Genomic DNA, 16,848 nt, shown 5'->3' on the forward strand with positions numbered 1-16,848 from the left:
AAGTTCCGGAGCAATGTGCTCCGGCGATTGGTTAGGCCGATTGGCGATGTCTACGTCGAGAGTCTAATCATCTAGTTCTCCGGATGTGGAACGCAAATTTGCGGAAAAGTAAAACTGGTCGTTTGGTACCCTAATTACTGCCGCATACGCAGCGCTTAGCCGATGCTTCACCGGCGCCTGGAAAACCCCAGCGCCGGATGAAACCACCACCCCCGCTCAGACGGCCTCACGTCCAGCTGCCCAAACCGCAGCGCCGCCTCGGCCAGGGTTAGCTCTTGCTCCTCGGCCACTTCGTTCAACAGCTCCAGATAGTCCAGCCGCACCCAAGGGCAAATACCCTCACCGCTTACTTCTGTCTCGGGAACGAGATTCCTCTCTTGTAGGACGTAGACCTTCTCGTCGCGCCGGCCTTTTATGACGCCGCCTTCGTCGTTGCGGATCTGGTAGATCTCGAAGTCATCGCCGTCTTCATTCGGCATCAACATCAGATTGACCACAGGCGAACTCCGGCGAAACGGCTGCTGTTGCTGCAGCGCACCCGTCAGATGGATGCCAGCCCTGTCCCAGACACTGCTGGCATTGAGCAGCCGCGGCACGGACTTGCTGTTCGCCAGGCGCGGATGCACGGGCGCTGCCTGCGGCGGAGGCAGCATCTTGTCGCGCAATCGGGCGTGTTCCAGATCGGCCAGCCGCTGCTGCGGCCGCAGCGGTGTTGCTTCAATGATGCGCGGGCGTGCATCGATGATGCACTGCTGCTCTGCATCCAGCAGTTCGCCCAGCAAATCAGTCAGCTGATGAGATTGCAGCTTGAACGGCCCGCTGTCCTGTTCGAAGCCTGGCCTATGAAACGCCGCCTGCGATGGGTTCTCCAGATGCTTCACATTAGTGCTGAGCATTGCGATGTTCGGACTGAGGCAAGTACCGCCACGATGGCGGCGCACGCGGCCGGACAGCTGGATCAGCGAGCGCAGGGATGAGGGTTCGGGTATCGCCCAGTCATAGCAGTGATCGCGGCCTACTTCCGTAACGGGACTGCCCAGCACAATGAACAGATGATGTTGTGCGGCATGGCTGTCGATGGCGCGGCGTATCGCCGGCAGATCAAACACCGCGTTTTCCTGATGCCTGTCCAGCGCGGCATCGAGTTGCTGTTCTATGGCAGAGCGCAACAGCAATGGATACTGGGAGTGATACACGCACAGGTGAATCTGGTGCTCCGGCGCTGCACCCAGGCGATAGAGTGCGCGTGCGACATCGTAGATAGGCTCGATGTTCGCCATTCGTATCAGGCCGAAGCTCACACGCTTGCCGCTGTGCGGATCGACACTATGGTGCTCGCCGTGCAATGCAACCGCTTCGTCGCGCATGCGGGTGGCGACAGCGCGGCGGATTTCCTCGTGGCTCGCCGGCGCCATCCGCAAATCGACCAACCGCGCCCTGCGCCGCACAACCGCCCCAGCCAGATGCTGCGCACGCTTCAGCGCGAATACCTGATGCTGCTGATCAAACGACTGCGCATCGCCACAATCCAGTGCCTGCTGCTCGAACTCATCGAACCACGCGCAGCAGATAGACGCAGATTCCCCGGGCCGCTCGCCCCGATTCGCCTGGAAGCAGCGACGCCCGGCCTGATACGCGAGAAACATCCCCTGTACCAAGGCCGGCGCCAGCGTGGCCGATGACAGCAACACCCGCGCCCCCAGCAGTCCAGCCCAATAGACCAGCCGGGTCAGCGCAGGCAGATCCTCCACGTCATAATCGTCCAGCTCGTCCAGCACCAGATCACCACTGAGCAGACGCAGCATGGGCAGTATCTGGCGGCCGCCGCGGTGGCCCTCGGTGGCGGGGGCCAGATGATCGACGGTGCAGACCAGGATCGGCGCCGACAGTAGTTGGCGGGCCCGTTGGTCGTGCACGGTGCGCATGAGCACGGGATCATCGGCATTGCCCTCGTAGTACACGTGGCTGTCCGCATCCAGCAGGCTTTGCGCCGAAGCAGAGCCGGTGCTCGCGGCTTGCCGGCGATAAAAGGTCTGCAGTTCACGGCTGGCAGCGCCGCCGGTCAGCACGCCTATCTTGTCATCGGACAGACCCAGCCGTTTGGACAGCGCCTCGCCGGTCTGCAAGGTCAGTACGCGCAGACCCAGGGCGATGGCGCAGCGCGGGCCGCGCCGCGGATCGGCCAGTGCATTCATGATGCGCAGATTGGCCAATGTCTTGCCGCAGCCGGTCGATGCCATATTGACGATGAAGGCGCCTTGCCGCGCAGCGCGTTCGCGCAATGCGGCCGTGGTATCGCAGGCGCGGTCCTGCCAGCGGAAGGCTTCGTTCTCGCTGCGCTTGCGCAGGCCTTTGTGCCCGACCAGGCGCGGCAGCGCACGGCAGAAATCCGGCAGCGCGCGGGCAATGATGCCTGCGTGCTTTTCCACGCCAATCAGGTGTTCGTCCAGCGGCTGGTTCGGTTCTCCAGGGGGCTTCGTGTTGGCGAACAGCGGGTAGTCCTTGTCTCCCTTTATGCGGTCTTTTTCCTCGTGCAAGGTCGAATAGTGATGATCGGCCAGCATCAGGCTCAGCCGCGCCAAATGCATGACATAGGCATTTTCCAGCCAATTCCTGGCGTTTTGTGCCGAATGCCGTTCCAGCAACCGCTTGGCGACACGGGCGGCCTGCTTGCGCCAGCTCGTGCTCAGCGTGGGCAGTCGACCGCAGCGCCAGTAGGGTTCCAGCGTTTTCCGGTCCTCCGTGGTCGGCGTCTCGTTCCAGCTGGCCTGGATCTGCAGCAGCAGATTGTCGGCATCGCCAAAAGTCGCGATCCTGCCGCCCAGCCTGACATTCCTGCCTTGCGCATCCTTGCCCGGCTTCATCGGCAGCCGATGATGCGTGAGCACCAGCCAGCCCACGGCTTGCGCCAGCGGCGGCATATGCCTGAACGGCGTCGGATCGGTTGCGTCGATGCCGTCGCGCTGCAAACGATGAATCCAGCTCGCATCGTCCTCGGCGCTGGGCTCGATCAGGCGCTGCAGCCACTCCGCGTCGGTGCTGTCGCCGACGAAGGCCTGGAACAGGCGCAGTGAAACCCACTCGTGGCGGTACTGGTTACGCTCCAGCGCACGGTGATTCAGGCGCGCCTGGAACTCGTCGCTCGCCTTGCCGATGTCGTGCAGCAACGCCGCCAGTGCGGCAAGCAGGCGTATATCCTCGCCCGTATGCCAGTCGTTCTCGCTGTCGCTGCGCAATACATTGCGTGTGGTGGTATCGGTCGGCACGGCGCCCTGCAGGTTGAAACGGGTGGCGTCGCCGACTATCCACAAAAGCTCGCTATGGTCCAGCCCGCGTATCCAATGGCAGGCCACGGCGGTGTTCTTGCGCGCGGTCTTGCGCAGCAGGCGGCGCAAGGTGTCCAGGCCGGCCTGGGTGATCGGCGTCTGCCAGGTGCGCTCGCCGCGCCGCTCGGCGAACTGGTCGAGAATGCGGCGGCTTTCGACCAGGGCGCGCTTGTCGCATTGCGATACCAGCAGGATATTCATGCGCGCGCAGCGGCCGGCGTCGTATGGGCGATCTGCTGCAGGGTTTCGATCATGAAGTCCAATGCCTCCGTGCGCGTGAGCGCCTCGATGCAGCTCTGGCGGAATTCCTGCTCCTCGTCGCCGCGCACGGCGGAGAGGAAGGCCTGCGGCAGGATGATCGCATCCTTGACCAGGTCGGCTGCATCGAACACCAGGCCGCCGCGCCGCGTCTTGCCGTGCAGTACGGCCAATCCATGCGGCAGCCCCAGTACCCAGCAGGCGCTGGCGGCCAGGCCGTAGGCCAGGTAGTTGCCGTGATCCAGGAAGCGGTTTGCCGGATCACTGCCGCTGCCGCGCTTGGCGCGGGTGAATTCACCATAGCGTGTGGTCTGGGCGCAGAGCTTGAACAGCGCCTTGCTCAGGCGCGCTTCCTCGGTGAGCAATGACGCATTGTCCGGCGCTGCGGCGACGACTTCGCGGCTGCGCGCGAGCAGGTCGCGCATGGCATCGGCCGGAACGGCGAAGCCGGCTTGCTGCAGTTCGCGGCTGCTGGTCCAGTGTTTCTCCAGCCGCTGCAGCCGGGCCAGCTGCAAAGTACGCGCCGCGGCCAGGCGTGAGGATTCCTCGAACCAGAAGCGCACCCACTGCTGCAGATATTCGGTGGGCCGGTACTCGCTCTGCGGGCAAAGCCAGGACACATCGAAATCGACTTCGTTGGCACTGAACAGCGGCGTGCCGCCGCCGCCGCAGAAACCGACCAGCACGCCCGCCTTGGCCAGCTCGCGCATTGCCGCCTGTGTGACCGAAGTGCCGGTGCCCAGCAGCAGGGTCGTCGTATTGGCGATGGGGATGTTCCAGTACAGCGAACGCTTGCCCTCGTCGGTGACGTACTCGACCCGCCCACCGTTGACCAGTACGCGGCAATGTTCCAGGTAGTAGAGGTTGGCGCGCTTGGAATGCAGGATGCTTTTCAGGTCGGTGGGGGAGAAGTCCTGCATGGCTGGCTCCTTTGCAAGGCGGGTCGGCGTCCGGCCCGTGGTGCGGCCGGCGCGCGCTTCCTGCGTGAATTGTGCAGAAGTTGCGACGGGTTTTTGCCGAGGGCGGCTGCGAGGTATAGCCAGCTTCGTCTCACTGCTTGAGACGGCACCGGAATGACGCCGCACAGGACACCAGCACTCGGCTTTGTCCAGTCTGTCGCCAGCCGGTGAGAACTCTCATGACCTCGGCAGCCGCCTCGGCGTAACCAGTAGCGGCATGGATTTGCTCGGCAAGGTTACGGAGAGATTTTCGGATGGCACAGAAACGACGCTCCGGAAAGTCACGGAGCGTAGAACCTGCAATGGCCTGTGCCAGCTGCGCCGCGGGGCGGCGCAACGAGGGTCAAGGAAATGCCGGAAGCAGGTTCAGTGCCTACCGCCTCGGCTCATACCGCATCGCCACCGCCCCCGAAGCCAGCTCCTTGCGGCCGACCAGCTTCAGTTCGATGGGCTTTGACAGCCCCGCAAACAGCGCCGGCCCATGACCGGCCACATGCGGATGCACGATGATTTCGTACTCGTCGATCAATCCCAGCTCCGCCAGGGCCAGCGGAAGTTTCACACCGCCGATGAGCAGCCTCTTGCCCGGTTCGCGCTTGAGCTGCAGCACCGCCTTTTCCAGATCGCCGTGCAGCAGTTCCGCGTTCCAGTCGACGTGGGCCAACGTGCGCGATACCACGTATTTCTTTGCGGCGTGGATGGTGCGGGCGAAGGGATCGGTCTGTTCCGCAGCCGATCCGGCGGCCGGGCGGAACGCGCTCTCCATCATTTCGTAGGTGATGCGGCCGAAGATCAGGGCGTCGGCCTGGGCCAGGGTTTCGGCGGCGTGGCGGTGCAATTCGTCGCCGCCAGCCAGTGCGCGGTGGTCGCAGCAGCCGTCCAGGGTGACGTTGATGGAGTAGCGTAGCGGTCGCAGCGGCATGGGCAAGTCCTCCGTGGGCGGCTTCCGTTCGGAATGAACGGCGGATTCCGCCTGTAGCAGCGACGAACGAGGCACTTCCCGTTCGACAGGCCAGTGCGACGGAATCCGGTGCCCGACTGTAGCCTGCCGGCACACCGCGTGCACCGGACTGCGCAAGGCGCTGCGCCGGCCTCGCTGGCCGTGCGCAGCACCTGCCGCAAGCCGTCAGCGCGCCGCCGTCGGCGTGCCCGGCTGTACGGCCTGGACAAATTCCTCGATCGATACCGTGCGGCCGTGCACTGAGGCGATCTTGTCCACGCGCAGTTTCTTGTTCTTCAGGAACTGGGCAAACGCGAGGCTGCTTTCCTGCGGCGGGCCCAGCGGCGCGTCGTTGTTCGGCATGGCGAACAGGTCGCCCTGGAACAGCAGCCGCTGCTTGGGCAGGTAGGCCACCAGCAGTTCGCGCGCATGCGGATGCGGGCCTACGTCGAGCAGTTCCACCGTCTGCTTGCCATCGCTGATGACGCGGCGGCCTTTCTCCACGAACAGGAATTCCGGTGTGCGCGGTGCGCGGGCCAGGCGGTCTTTCTGCGGCGCCTGGGCCAGGCTTTCGACCACGCCGCGGTTGCCTGGTGTAGTCACCACGGTGGCGCCTTCAGCGATGAAGCCGCGCAGCCCGCCGATATGGTCGCCGTGGTGGTGGGTCATGGCGATATAGCGGATGGGCTTGCCCGGAATGGTTTCCTTGATGCGCTGTATCACGTTCTCCGCGCCTGCGCTGGAGCCCGGCGCCTCCACCGCCAGCACGAAATCGTCGAAGGCCACGGCCAGGGTGTTCTGGTTCTGGCCGGCGCCGTTGTGGATCACGTAGACGCCGCCGCCCAGGTCTTCCACGCGCTGCGGCAGTTCCGTCGGCACGGGCTGCGCCTTGGCATAGCCATCCGCCGCGACCTCGAACGTGGCATCGCTGATCGCGGGATTGATCGCCACCTGCGCTGAAAAACGCGATGCCACTTCACCGGCCTGGCGGAACTCCCAGCGCTGCGGCACCTTGACGCCGCCGCTGTCGGTGTAGTCGCTGAACAGCACTTCTGCGGCCTCGTCGCCGGTCAGCGGGTCGACGTAGATCAGGTCGTACTTGGAAATCAGCCGGGTTTTTGCATCCACATACAGGGCGATCTGCTGCGTATCCGGCATCACGAACGTCACCACGTCATGCGGCGCACCGTTGAAGGTTTCCTCGCCGAGGTAGCGCAGCGAGGTCGGGCGATCCAGCGCCTGGCGCAGGATAAGATTCGGCAGGCGCCGCTGGTACTGCACAAACTGCTGCTGGCTGGCCTGCGCCGCGGGAATGGCCGTCACGCTGCGCGCGCGGTGATCGTAGTTGGTGCCTTCGCCGCGCTTGAGCACTACGGTGCCGTGGTTCTCGAAGCCGTTGCCGCGCAGGCGGGTCTCCAGCTTGACGCGGCTATTGGCCAGGTCCAGCAGCAGCACTTCTTTGGAGTAGCCATCCTGGTACGGTGCCTGCGGCGTCTGCATCTGCAGGCGCGGCCAGGTTTCACCTTCCAGCGTCAGTTGCAGCACTTTGACGCTCTGTACCGCCTCGGCGCCGCCCATCGCGGCCACCGCCGCGTCGATCACGCCGCGGGCGCGTTCGTTGGAGCGTTCCGTCAGGGTCTCGGGGTTGTCTGCCAGGGCGAGCAGCGGCAGCAACGCCAGGCTAAGTAGGGAAAGTCGCAGCATGAGCAGAATCCTCAGAAGTAACGGCGCCAGGTGCCGGCGGCGGGAATCTAGCCACGGTGCTGTCGGGCGACTACAGCGTTGCGCCGACCTGAAGCGGACATACGCCGTGCGGCGGAGGGTTGTGCGGAAATGCGCGGGAGATGCGGGTGAGGTGGCAACAAATTGGAGAGGACCGTTGCTCAGCTGGAGTGCTTTCACGCCGATAGCGGTATCGCAGGGAATCCATGGGTTCTGCAAAAGTGGCGGTTTCGTCGGTGCGGCTGTGCGCGGACAGGTCTGCCGGCAAAGCGACGCCAGGCGTTGACGCGATTTGCCATATGAAAAAAGTTCACGTTATGGCGCATTTGCCACTATTGCAAAATACCTGTCCGGCATGGCCCGGATAACCCAAAGTGCCGGTGGCAAACCGCCCGATCCGCACCAGTGGCGCGGACGGGTATTCACAAGGAACGCACCACCAAGGAGAAGTCCCATGAGCCAGAACCTGGTCTCCCTCACCATCACCGACGAACACGTCGCCACCGTCGAAGCCGCCCTCGCGCAGATCGAAGGCGTTTTCACCCACCTGATTTCCCTGAGCGAAGAGGACCGCCGCAGCCTCACCCGCATGGGCCAGAAATCCGAAGCCTTCTGCCGCCAGACCCTCAGCGTGCTGGAACAGAACCCCAACGTGGTGCCGCCCAGCATAGACCTGGCCGCCGCACGCCAGGACATGGCCGCGCTGGAACGCCTGCGCCCCCTGCTGGACCGCATCGAACGCCTGGCCGAACGCGGCGCCGACACCGAAGCCGCCCTGGGCAGCGACATCATGGTCACCGCGCTGGAAGGCTACGCCCTGCTCAAGGCCATCGGCGGCAGCCAGGGGCTGGACAGCCTGCGGCGCGAGCTGTCGGCGCGGTTTGCCAAGAAGCGGGTGAAGGAAGTTGGTGAGGTGCCGGCGTAACGGCGCCGGTGCGTTGTAGCAACGAACGAAGCCGCCCGGTTGGGCGGCTTTTTTTTGGGGGCTTGGAGGGGCGGAGTGTGCGGAGAACCGGCGTTGCGGGCGAATGTCCCAGTTCCGGCAGCTGCCCCGCTGATAGCTCCGCCTCCCGATTTGCGCTCAGAAAAATGGCGCATGTGGCCTAAATGGTACTTGTCGCGTTAACTTCATTATTCTCTCAAGGGGAAGTGTATGAGCGATGGCTGCTGGGTGCAGTTCTGGGATGACGATGCCTTTCGGGGGGCCACGCTGCGCTTTGATGGGCCCAAGAGCGTAAACAACCTGGACGACTACACCCAATCCGATGGCAAGAAGGAAGGCGACGAGCCGGATTCCCTCAAGACAGGGTCGCGCTCCTGGCTGGTGGTCTACAAAGACGATGACTATGAGGGCCGCAACGCCATGTTCGGTCCCAATACCGAAATTTCGGACTTGGGCCAGTACGACATGGGCGGAAATATCAGCAGCTTCCAGTTGTTTGATACCCGGCCTTCGTGGTTCGTCGAATCTACAGAAGGTGGGCCCTTTGCCACGGAAGCGTCCGATTCGGTAGTCAACGCGACAGACGTCAACAACTACCTGCGTACGATGATCTCCGCTGCGCTGAACCTGATCCCCGTTGTCGGGGGTACATTGGGCACGCTAGTCGGCGGGTTGTGGCCCGATCCAAACAACAACGACCAGGTGTGGGGCAGTACCCAGAATTACATCAACCAGGCCGTGGCCGGGGTGTACTGGCAAATCACGTATACGAACCTGAACGACATGCTGAACTCGCTGTACGGCGCCGCCCGGCGTTTCGTCGACACGCCCGATAGCGAGTACGACGCCAAGGTGGACAATTTCAGCAATCTCTTCGACACCGTCAACAATGCAGCTGCCTATTTCGTTGACGAAACGGCCCCGGAGAGCAAGCTCAGTTTCTTCATGCCCTACGCCACGCTGCAATTGGCCACATTACGCGAAAACCTGCAGCACTACGCGTACTACCATGGCAGTGAGCCCGGCGCCGAGTACCGTGAACAGCTGACCCGGGAGATCCAGGGGCTTATCGCGAACTACCAGAACCTGCTCGAACTGGCCAGCGAGCGGATCATCGCGCGCCGCCTGGAGCTGATCGTCGTGCAGGAAGATAGCCGCGACAACTACCTGGTGGTTGATCTTCTCACCGGCTGGCGCGGTTTCATAACCAACCGCACCGAGGCCGACTGGCACCAGCAGCAACTCAAAGACCAGGTGGCTAACCAGCTGGCACTGACGTTAGCCCTCAGCAACGCCCCCAGCCAGCTCTGGGCTTGGTTCGATCCGGAAAAGCCATTGCCGGTCACGGCGCCGCAGATCGACTACGCCGTTGGGCCGTTCGGGGATTATCAGGGCGCCACCGAATTCGACCAGCGCGCGGAGGGCAAGGTACTTACACAGCTGTCAATGTGGAGCGGTAGTCTTATTGACGCACTGCAGCTCTCCTTTGATGGCGTTGCCCAGGACAAACTCGGTGGCAACGGGGGTGCGGTGCAGAGCCTCTCGCTCGACCGCAGCTCGGTCATACAATCCGCCGGCGGCTACCAGACTGGCCTCATCAACGCGCTGCATTTCACCACCAACGAGGGAAGGACGATTTCCGGCGGCGCCGAAGGTACTAACAGCAACGCGATATTTGACGTCCAGCCGCTGCCGGGAGCCACAGCCACGTGGTTGACCGGGTTGTCCGGCCAGTCGCTGCAAGGCGCTTCATCCACCGACAACATCAAGGCCCTGACGTTCCACTGGCGCTGCGAGCTGTCGATCGCGCCGCCTCAGGGGACTTGAGTGACACCTTCCGTTCGCAACTAGGCAGTTTCCGTCCCCGCCGCGGCAGTGCGGCGGCGGGGCGGATATCCCGGGCAGCTGCCGAGTATGAAACGTGGGTGTCCCAGTTCGGTGGCTGAGTTCGCAATGTGGGTGTCCCAGTTCGGCGGCTTCCCAGTTCGGCGGCTTTGGTAATGAGCGAAGCCGCCCGGTTGGGCGGCTTTGTTTTTCTGGGCATTGAAAGGCCGGTGTAGGCGGGAAAACCGGCGCCGGGGGCGAAAGTGCCGCCTGCGCCGGTGCTTGCGGCGGTGCCCGAGGCACTTTCAGCGCCTCGCGATACGCGCGGACCGCCAGTGGAAGCGCTTTCCGTTGAGCAAAAAAGCATCACCGGTCGGGCTTTTTGCCCTTCCGCCGGCGCTCCAAGCGCATCCGTTGAGCAAAAAAGCGTCAACTGCCACTGCAAAAAGCCCGAACGGAGGGGCTTTTTCGGTATCCGCATACCCAAAAAGCGCCGCCGGAAAGGCTTTTTGCCCTACCGGAAGCCCTGAAAGCGGATGCGGAAGCGGTTGATCCCTCAACCGGGCCGCCCATCCTGGCGGCGCTTCCGCCTTGAACCCCTGTGCCGCGGCCTGGCGGGCCGCCGCCGATCCGCCGGGCCGGTTCGCTGCCGCGATCAGCGGCGCCGGTGCCGCGCCGCCTCCGCGCCAGGCTGGCATCGCCGTCACCGCCGCTTCGCCGCCCGCCGCGGCTCGCAGACAGGGCGTTCCGGCGGATAGTCCACCGTCCAGCTCCCCGGCGGCGGCCGTATCAACCCCGCCTGCACCAGCGAAACCGGCGCCGCCGCCGCCGTCACCACGAAGTGATCCAGCAGCTTCACCTCCACCAGCGCCAGCGCCGCCTGCAACTCCTGCGTGATGCCCACATCCGCCGACGATGGCCGCCCATCGCCCGAAGGATGGTTATGCGCAAACACCCCCGCCGCCGCATTGCAGGCCAACGCCGACTGCACCACCACACGCGTATGCACGGCCGTGCGGTCCAGCGTGCCCTGGAACAGCTCGCGGAACTCGATCAGGCGGTTCTTCGTGTCCAGCCAGGCGACGGCGAAGACTTCGTTGGGGTAGGGGGAGAGGCGGAGGCGGAACCAGGTGGAGAGGGTTTCTACGGTGGTTAGGAGGGGGCCTGGGGTTTGGGCACGGGTGGCCAGCGCCCACAAGGCTCGGGTAATGAGCTTGTCGTCGGCGGATGAGGCTGCCGAGGTGCCTGATGTAGCAGACCGGCGCACGGATTCCTTCATAGTGGCTTCCTCGTATCCCTACGAATTTAACGCTCCCGGAACCGGCGCCGGTCTTGAAGCTAATACTATAGTCTCTGGTACTAAAGTGCTAGTGCCAGCAACGTGGCCGCGTCCGAACCGATGGCGCGCCATGTCCACTTTTGAGCAGATCCTAGGGGGGGTGATCGCCGCACAACGGCGAAAGGCGAATCTGTCGCAAGAATCGCTAGCCGCTTTAAGCGGCGTACATCCTACATATATCAGTCAGCTGGAGCGGGGGCTTAAATCACCAACAATTAGAGTGCTTCAAGACATTGCCAAGGCGCTTGGAACATCCTCCAGTGAGCTTTTGGCTATGGTTGGGTCGTAGCAGAAGATAGAGCAAACATCAGGCACTAGGAACTCGGTCTTGAGAGAGAAATCTGATGCTTACCAGGTTTCGAGTTAGAGGGTTCAAGAATTTGGTGGACACGGATCTCCACTTCGGTCCTTTGACGTGTATTGCCGGCTCAAATGGGGCGGGAAAATCAAACGTATTTGACGCTATTCGATTCCTCAGCGAGCTTGCCGATAAGCCGTTTGTCGAGGCATCGCGGGAAATTCGAGGTGGGGACGATTTGCGCGGTCTCTGGTCTCGTCAAAAGCCAGGAAGAATGGATTTCTTGGCGGAGATGCTAATACCAAAATCTGGCGAAGACGACTTTGGGCAGCCGGCGATAGCGTCAGCAACTTTCGTGAAATACGAGCTAGCTCTTGTATTGGAAGAAGACCCAGATCATCCCGCGGGAGAGCGGATCAGGCTCGACTATGAGCACCTGACGTATATCCCAAAAAGTAAATACAAAGAGCATCTGTTTTTCCCCTATAGCAGGGATTGGATCGAGTCTGTCGCGGTGAGTACGAAGCGAACCACTTCGTTCATATCGACAGAGCATTCTTCTGGAAGAGGTAATGTCGTTCGACTTCAATCAGACCGAATGAGGCAGGAAGAGAAGAAGCAACAGGGGGGGGGCAAAGCAAGCGGATTCAGCGCTGACAAGCTACCTCGTACGGTATTGAGTTCTGCTCAGACAGCCGACGAACAGCGAACTGCAGTTCTCGTTAGGCAGGAGATGCGGAGCTGGAAGCAGTTTCAGCTAGAGCCATCCTTTCTACGACAGGCTGATAGCTTTCAGAGCCCTCTGAGTATTGATCCGACGGGGGCGCATGTGCCCGCTGCCCTGTGGCGTCTTTCCCAGGATAAGTCGCTGGGTGGAGCAGAGACTGTGTACTCGATGGTCGCGAACACACTTTCGCGCTTGGTTGAGAAAATTAGGTCTGTGCGCATTGACAGGGACGAGGTAAGAAGAGCGTTGCGCTTTATGCTTATGGATAGAGCGGGACTAGAACTTCCAGCGAGTTCTCTGTCAGACGGAACAATGCGGTTCGTGGCACTAGCTGTTCTCGATTTAGATCCCGACCAAAAAGGAATCGTCTGCCTGGAGGAACCCGAGAATGGAATCCACCCTCAGCGCGTTCCAGCAATTTTGGATCTTCTGTATCGGATCGCTGTCGATACTGAGCTGCCGTGTGGCATAGGAAATCCTCTGCGTCAGGTAATAGTTACCACTCATTCTCCGCTTGTATCGGCCAAGGTAAAAACGGGCGACTTGTTGTTTGCTCAGAGCATCCACTACACCGATTCAGGCGAAAGGATTCTTGGGGTGGACTTTTTGGGGCTTCCTGGAAGTTGGAGAGCAAAGTCTGGGCCAGAGACGACGATTTCGCGTGGCAAGGTGCTTGCGTACCTAAAAGGGGTGAGTGTCGTCCCCATAGATATCCAGGGTCCGTCCGTTGCAGATTCCTTTGGCGAGCAAATGCAACTGCCACTCTGACCATGCCAGCCGAAATTCGATATACCTTATCTAGCGAAGGGCCATCGGATCGCGTGCTCATCCGTCATATTGAATGGGCGCTCGAGCAACTCACGACTCGTACATTCTCTGGCGAATGGGCTGACCCATGTGTGTTTACGGATCAAAGGCGCGATGTCGCTACCAGGGTCTCACAGGCGATAGCGCACTATCCGTGTAATATTCTCTTTGTTCATAGGGACGCGGATGGGCAAGGACATTTAGCGAGGAAAGAAGAAATAACAAAAGCACTCAGAAGTGCCGGCGTTGGAATACCTTGTGTTCCACTCGTGCCGGTGAGGATGACGGAATCTTGGCTTCTTCTTGACGAGCACGCTATACGACAAGCATCAGGTTGTCCCTCGGGTACCCAGGCGATTCCTGTCCCTTCCATTCGATCTATCGAGTCAGTAACTGATCCAAAAAAGCTGCTAGAGGAGTGCTTGTGTGCTGCTAGCGGGAAGTGCGGTAGAAAATTGGACGTTTTCAGGAGGGATATTCCAGCGCTTAAGTACCGCGTCTCCGAACTTGTTGAGGACTTTTCGCCACTTCACAGTATCGATTCGTTTCGAGAATTTTACGGCGACTTGGGTTCGGCTCTTGCGAGCGTCAGGTAGAAGAGAAATTTTGGTCGGCCATCAATCTGTCGCAGTCATTTTTGCCGTCGTCTTGCTTTGATCGGTTTCTATGCTTCGCTCAACTCCGGTGAGCGAATAAATTCCGCTTGCTCCGAACTTGCTCGCGCTCCTCTAGTGGATGGATCAGGTTCTTCTTTTGGCTTCACAGCCGTAAGAGCGTGGTGCTACTTGCGCATATAGCACTATAGTCTCTGGCACTAAAGTGTTAGTACCAGCAACTTGGCGGCGTCCGAACTGATGGCGCGCCATGACTACATTTGAGCAAATTCTGGGCCAGGTGATCGCCGAGCAGCGGCGGAAGGTCGGGCTTTCGCAGGAAGCGCTTGCTGACTTATGTGGCGTGCATGCGACGTACATCAGCCAGCTGGAGCGCGGACTGAAGTCCCCTACTGTGCGAGTGCTGCGGGGTATTGCTAAGGCGCTAGGTACGCTAGGAAGTAAGTTGCTCGCTGCAGCAGAAGCACAATAGCTTTAGCTTTGATCAGAAAACCAAGCGAAAGACGTTCTGAATTCGGGCGCCTGTAGTCAACTGGAGGTGCGCAGTGATACCTGTGGCCATGGATAACTCTCGCAGAGTTTTGCGAGCGGAGTCGTATATAGGAGGAGGTTGGGACGCGCAGCGGTTGCGCATGGCGCCCACTATCACTATCGGGGTCGGGTTAACTTTCGGAGCGACCCGCCTAAAGTTAACCTGGCCCCGATTCTTGGCACGGCTCAATTCAGGCGTTAAGCGCCCCAATCAAACATGACCGCAATTGACCTAAAAGAAATCCCGTCGCAAATGCCGGTGCTGATCGAGACAAGTTCGAGCAGTTCGCTAGAGATTTCCTCGAGTTTCGTGGTTTCAGGGTGCTAGCAGGTCCTGACCGAGGCGCGGATGGCGGACGCGACTTAATCGTTGAGGAGCGGAGAATTGGCGTAGGTGGAGAAACCACCGTTCGCTGGTTGGTTAGCAGCAAACACAAAGCACACAGCGGATCATCCGTTACGCCAAAGACTGGGACGACGACGAAGGCGCCTACTATCGTTATCCGTTCATTCTTGAGGCAATCGATGCCCGGAAAGCCATGCTTAGTTTGGGCGGGTTCGACTCAACTCAGTCAGAAGTCGATGTCATGGGACGCAGGCTCGTAGCAGGCGAAAAAGTGATCAGACGCGAAGGTGGGGAAAGCTGGAGCTACACCGTAAAGTCAATCGTCGAGAGCAAAGGCTAACAATTCAGTCAAGCCGACGTCGCTTCACGGCGCGGCTCATTTCAGGCGTTATGCGCTAACGGAGGATTCATGCTCAACCACTATGGATTTGAGGGTGCACAGTGGGATGCTGCCAAGGAACAGGCAAGGAACATCCTCGTCGGCGTTGCTACTCGAAAAAGCAGGATCGCCTACTCTGAGCTCGTCGGACAGATCACCGCTCTGAGCCTAGAGCCACACGACACGCGCCTGTTTCATCTTCTCGGTGAGATCAGCAGCGAAGAAGACAAAGCGGGGAGAGGCATGCTTACTGCTATCGTCGTCCACAAGTCCGGCGACATGCAGCCGGGGCCAGGCTTCTTCGAGCTAGCCAAGTCACTGGGCAAAGACACCAAAGATCCATTAGTTTGCTGGATATCCGAGTTCAATAAAGTTCATGACTATTGGGCTAACAAACATGGCCGCGCATAACAATTCATTCAAGCCCACGCCGCTTCGCGGCGCGACTCAATTCAGGCGTTGGGCTACTAGCACATGATCTCGCGCATCAAACTCGCGGAACATCTCTGCAGCGGACTTGCTGGTTGGCATCAACTTCAGGTTGCACAGAACCTTGGCACGCTCTCGGGCGAGGACTCCGCACGGAATATCATCGCTCAAATCGTCAACTCTCAGGGGCGCTTTGCGCCAGCCACAAGCCAACTACCCAAGAACTGGGGTGCAACGAAAAGGCGCATAGACATCGCCCTTCTTGGACGCACCCAGAACGCGACAACTTGGTATGGCTCCGTAGAAGTCAAGTGGCCTGGTACGGCATTCGATCCACACCTGGTTCGCGAGCAAATCGTTCAAGATGCGCTTCGGGTAACGTTTGTGGAAACAAGCGTACTCAACGCCAACTTCGTTCTGCTTGGTGGAGCAGTTGAATCAATTCGTATTTTGTTTGACGACGCGCACCCAAACGCAGCAGATCGCGAGAGTCGGCGACTGGCCTTTGGGAGTTTGTTTTCGCGCAACCTGACAACCCCAGATGGGTTTCTTAACAATTCGCGCTGGTCAAAGGAGTTTCCTGAGGCCTGCGATCGCGTGCCTAAAAATGTGCTTGGCAACTTCAATGGAAAGATCAAGACAAAGCTCCTCGCACTATCAGAGTCGAGGTTCAGCTCAGCAGGCGTGGTCGGCAGCGTGTTTCTCTGGCAATGCAATCGCACCCGTGGCGCAGCGGCAGCGTAGCCCAACTATGCGTTCACGAATCCGGGACACCCACACTCCAGAATTTTCCGACCGAGTTCCTCCAAGTCCAAGTCTGGGACACCCACACTCCCGAATTTTCCGACCGAATTCCTCCAGGCTTCCTGTAGGCGGCCACTGATCCGGCAAGCCATGCTGCTTCCATGGCCCGCCCCTGATTCAGGGTCATTCACACTTACACTTGCGATTCACGATTCACTATTCAGGGCGATTCATGCGCAAGGCTGTGTCGGAAACAGTTGCCATGGGGAGTGTTCGATCGGGCCGCCTGCCGACGTTTCTTAGGCAAAGAGCCTCCGCAAGAGCCCATCACGATGGTCGCGAGATACTCCTCCTGCCGAATTCTGGGACACCCACATTTCAGAACCAGGAATCCGGGACACCCACACTCCCAATTCTCGGACCCATCCCTGGTTCCTGCCACCGCTCACTTGTCCATCAGATTCCACGAAATTCGAGACACCCTCATTTCGGAGTTTTCTGACCTGAACTCTCAACGAGCCAGATTGGATTCTCTGAACTGAACCGCCCCGGCTTTCCCGGAGGCTCTTTCCCTTGAGAGGATAGAGCGATGAGAAAGTCAGACAAGTTTTCGGACGAGGTGCGGGAGCGGGCTGTTCGGATGGTGCTGGAGCACCAGGCCG

General features: G+C 60.4%; 12 protein-coding genes and 1 pseudogene. 8 read left to right on the forward strand and 5 right to left on the reverse strand.

Annotated features, from left to right (window positions below; all coding sequences use genetic code 11):
- Nucleotides 1-167: 167 nt before the first annotated feature.
- From cas3f to NM961_RS21980, 4 genes are all read right to left on the reverse strand, one after another.
- Nucleotides 168-3,527: a type I-F CRISPR-associated helicase Cas3f gene (gene cas3f / locus NM961_RS21965; RefSeq protein WP_255916577.1), complete on the reverse strand. Its 3,360-nt coding sequence runs from the start codon at nucleotides 3,525-3,527 to the stop codon at nucleotides 168-170.
- Complete coding sequence (gene cas1f, locus NM961_RS21970) at nucleotides 3,524-4,504, reverse strand: type I-F CRISPR-associated endonuclease Cas1f (protein WP_255916578.1); 981 nt, start codon at nucleotides 4,502-4,504, stop codon at nucleotides 3,524-3,526. The genes cas3f and cas1f overlap by 4 nt, the downstream gene beginning before the upstream one ends.
- A 412-nt stretch (nucleotides 4,505-4,916) precedes the next feature.
- Nucleotides 4,917-5,465 (reverse strand): dihydrofolate reductase family protein, encoded by a 549-nt coding sequence (locus tag NM961_RS21975; protein WP_255916579.1) that lies wholly within the window; start codon nucleotides 5,463-5,465, stop codon nucleotides 4,917-4,919.
- Nucleotides 5,466-5,669: 204 nt separating this feature from the next.
- Nucleotides 5,670-7,187: an MBL fold metallo-hydrolase gene (locus NM961_RS21980; RefSeq protein ID WP_255916580.1), complete on the reverse strand. Its 1,518-nt coding sequence runs from the start codon at nucleotides 7,185-7,187 to the stop codon at nucleotides 5,670-5,672.
- Nucleotides 7,188-7,659: 472 nt separating this feature from the next.
- Between NM961_RS21980 and NM961_RS21985 the strand changes: the two genes are divergently transcribed.
- Both NM961_RS21985 and NM961_RS21990 read left to right on the forward strand, forming a co-directional pair.
- Nucleotides 7,660-8,130, forward strand: coding sequence for a hypothetical protein (locus NM961_RS21985; protein WP_255916581.1), 471 nt, complete (start codon nucleotides 7,660-7,662; stop codon nucleotides 8,128-8,130).
- Nucleotides 8,131-8,358: 228 nt separating this feature from the next.
- Nucleotides 8,359-9,975: a jacalin-like lectin gene (locus NM961_RS21990; protein WP_255916582.1), complete on the forward strand. Its 1,617-nt coding sequence runs from the start codon at nucleotides 8,359-8,361 to the stop codon at nucleotides 9,973-9,975.
- 700 nt (nucleotides 9,976-10,675) lie between these two features.
- Here NM961_RS21990 and NM961_RS21995 read toward each other — a convergent pair.
- Nucleotides 10,676-11,251 carry a JAB domain-containing protein gene (locus NM961_RS21995; protein ID WP_255916583.1) on the reverse strand — a complete coding sequence of 192 codons (576 nt, stop codon included), beginning with the start codon at nucleotides 11,249-11,251 and terminating at the stop codon, nucleotides 10,676-10,678.
- 130 nt (nucleotides 11,252-11,381) lie between these two features.
- Here NM961_RS21995 and NM961_RS24305 point away from each other — a divergent pair, with 130 nt between their 5' ends.
- From NM961_RS24305 to NM961_RS22010, 6 genes and pseudogenes are all read left to right on the forward strand, one after another.
- On the forward strand, nucleotides 11,382-11,600 hold the full coding sequence (locus tag NM961_RS24305) for a helix-turn-helix domain-containing protein (protein WP_369334903.1): 219 nt from the start codon (nucleotides 11,382-11,384) through the stop codon (nucleotides 11,598-11,600).
- Nucleotides 11,601-11,655: 55 nt separating this feature from the next.
- Nucleotides 11,656-13,104: an AAA family ATPase gene (locus NM961_RS22000; RefSeq protein ID WP_255916584.1), complete on the forward strand. Its 1,449-nt coding sequence runs from the start codon at nucleotides 11,656-11,658 to the stop codon at nucleotides 13,102-13,104.
- Nucleotides 13,105-14,007: 903 nt separating this feature from the next.
- Nucleotides 14,008-14,229 (forward strand): helix-turn-helix domain-containing protein, encoded by a 222-nt coding sequence (locus NM961_RS24310; protein WP_369334904.1) that lies wholly within the window; start codon nucleotides 14,008-14,010, stop codon nucleotides 14,227-14,229.
- A 335-nt stretch (nucleotides 14,230-14,564) separates the two neighbouring features.
- Nucleotides 14,565-14,894 (forward strand): annotated as a pseudogene (locus NM961_RS24315) (hypothetical protein); the annotation flags it as partial.
- 149 nt (nucleotides 14,895-15,043) lie between these two features.
- Nucleotides 15,044-15,424 (forward strand): hypothetical protein, encoded by a 381-nt coding sequence (locus NM961_RS22005; protein ID WP_255916585.1) that lies wholly within the window; start codon nucleotides 15,044-15,046, stop codon nucleotides 15,422-15,424.
- 63 nt (nucleotides 15,425-15,487) lie between these two features.
- On the forward strand, nucleotides 15,488-16,186 hold the full coding sequence (locus NM961_RS22010) for a hypothetical protein (RefSeq protein ID WP_255916586.1): 699 nt from the start codon (nucleotides 15,488-15,490) through the stop codon (nucleotides 16,184-16,186).
- The last annotated feature ends 662 nt before the right edge of the window (nucleotides 16,187-16,848 follow it).

The sequence above is a fragment of the Tahibacter harae genome (assembly GCF_024437735.1).
GTDB lineage: Bacteria > Pseudomonadota > Gammaproteobacteria > Xanthomonadales > Rhodanobacteraceae > Tahibacter > Tahibacter harae.

Excerpts from the sequence above, each read along its gene's own strand:
- cas3f (WP_255916577.1), bottom strand. The coding sequence starts at position 3,527 with ATGAATATCCTGCTGGTATCGCAATGCGACAAGCGCGCCCTGGTCGAA.
- cas1f (WP_255916578.1), bottom strand. The coding sequence starts at position 4,504 with ATGCAGGACTTCTCCCCCACCGACCTGAAAAGCATCCTGCATTCCAAG.
- NM961_RS21975 (WP_255916579.1), bottom strand. The coding sequence starts at position 5,465 with ATGCCGCTGCGACCGCTACGCTACTCCATCAACGTCACCCTGGACGGC.
- NM961_RS21980 (WP_255916580.1), bottom strand. The coding sequence starts at position 7,187 with ATGCTGCGACTTTCCCTACTTAGCCTGGCGTTGCTGCCGCTGCTCGCC.
- NM961_RS21985 (WP_255916581.1), top strand. The coding sequence starts at position 7,660 with ATGAGCCAGAACCTGGTCTCCCTCACCATCACCGACGAACACGTCGCC.
- NM961_RS21990 (WP_255916582.1), top strand. The coding sequence starts at position 8,359 with ATGAGCGATGGCTGCTGGGTGCAGTTCTGGGATGACGATGCCTTTCGG.
- NM961_RS21995 (WP_255916583.1), bottom strand. The coding sequence starts at position 11,251 with ATGAAGGAATCCGTGCGCCGGTCTGCTACATCAGGCACCTCGGCAGCC.
- NM961_RS24305 (WP_369334903.1), top strand. The coding sequence starts at position 11,382 with ATGTCCACTTTTGAGCAGATCCTAGGGGGGGTGATCGCCGCACAACGG.
- NM961_RS22000 (WP_255916584.1), top strand. The coding sequence starts at position 11,656 with ATGCTTACCAGGTTTCGAGTTAGAGGGTTCAAGAATTTGGTGGACACG.
- NM961_RS24310 (WP_369334904.1), top strand. The coding sequence starts at position 14,008 with ATGACTACATTTGAGCAAATTCTGGGCCAGGTGATCGCCGAGCAGCGG.
- NM961_RS22005 (WP_255916585.1), top strand. The coding sequence starts at position 15,044 with ATGCTCAACCACTATGGATTTGAGGGTGCACAGTGGGATGCTGCCAAG.
- NM961_RS22010 (WP_255916586.1), top strand. The coding sequence starts at position 15,488 with ATGATCTCGCGCATCAAACTCGCGGAACATCTCTGCAGCGGACTTGCT.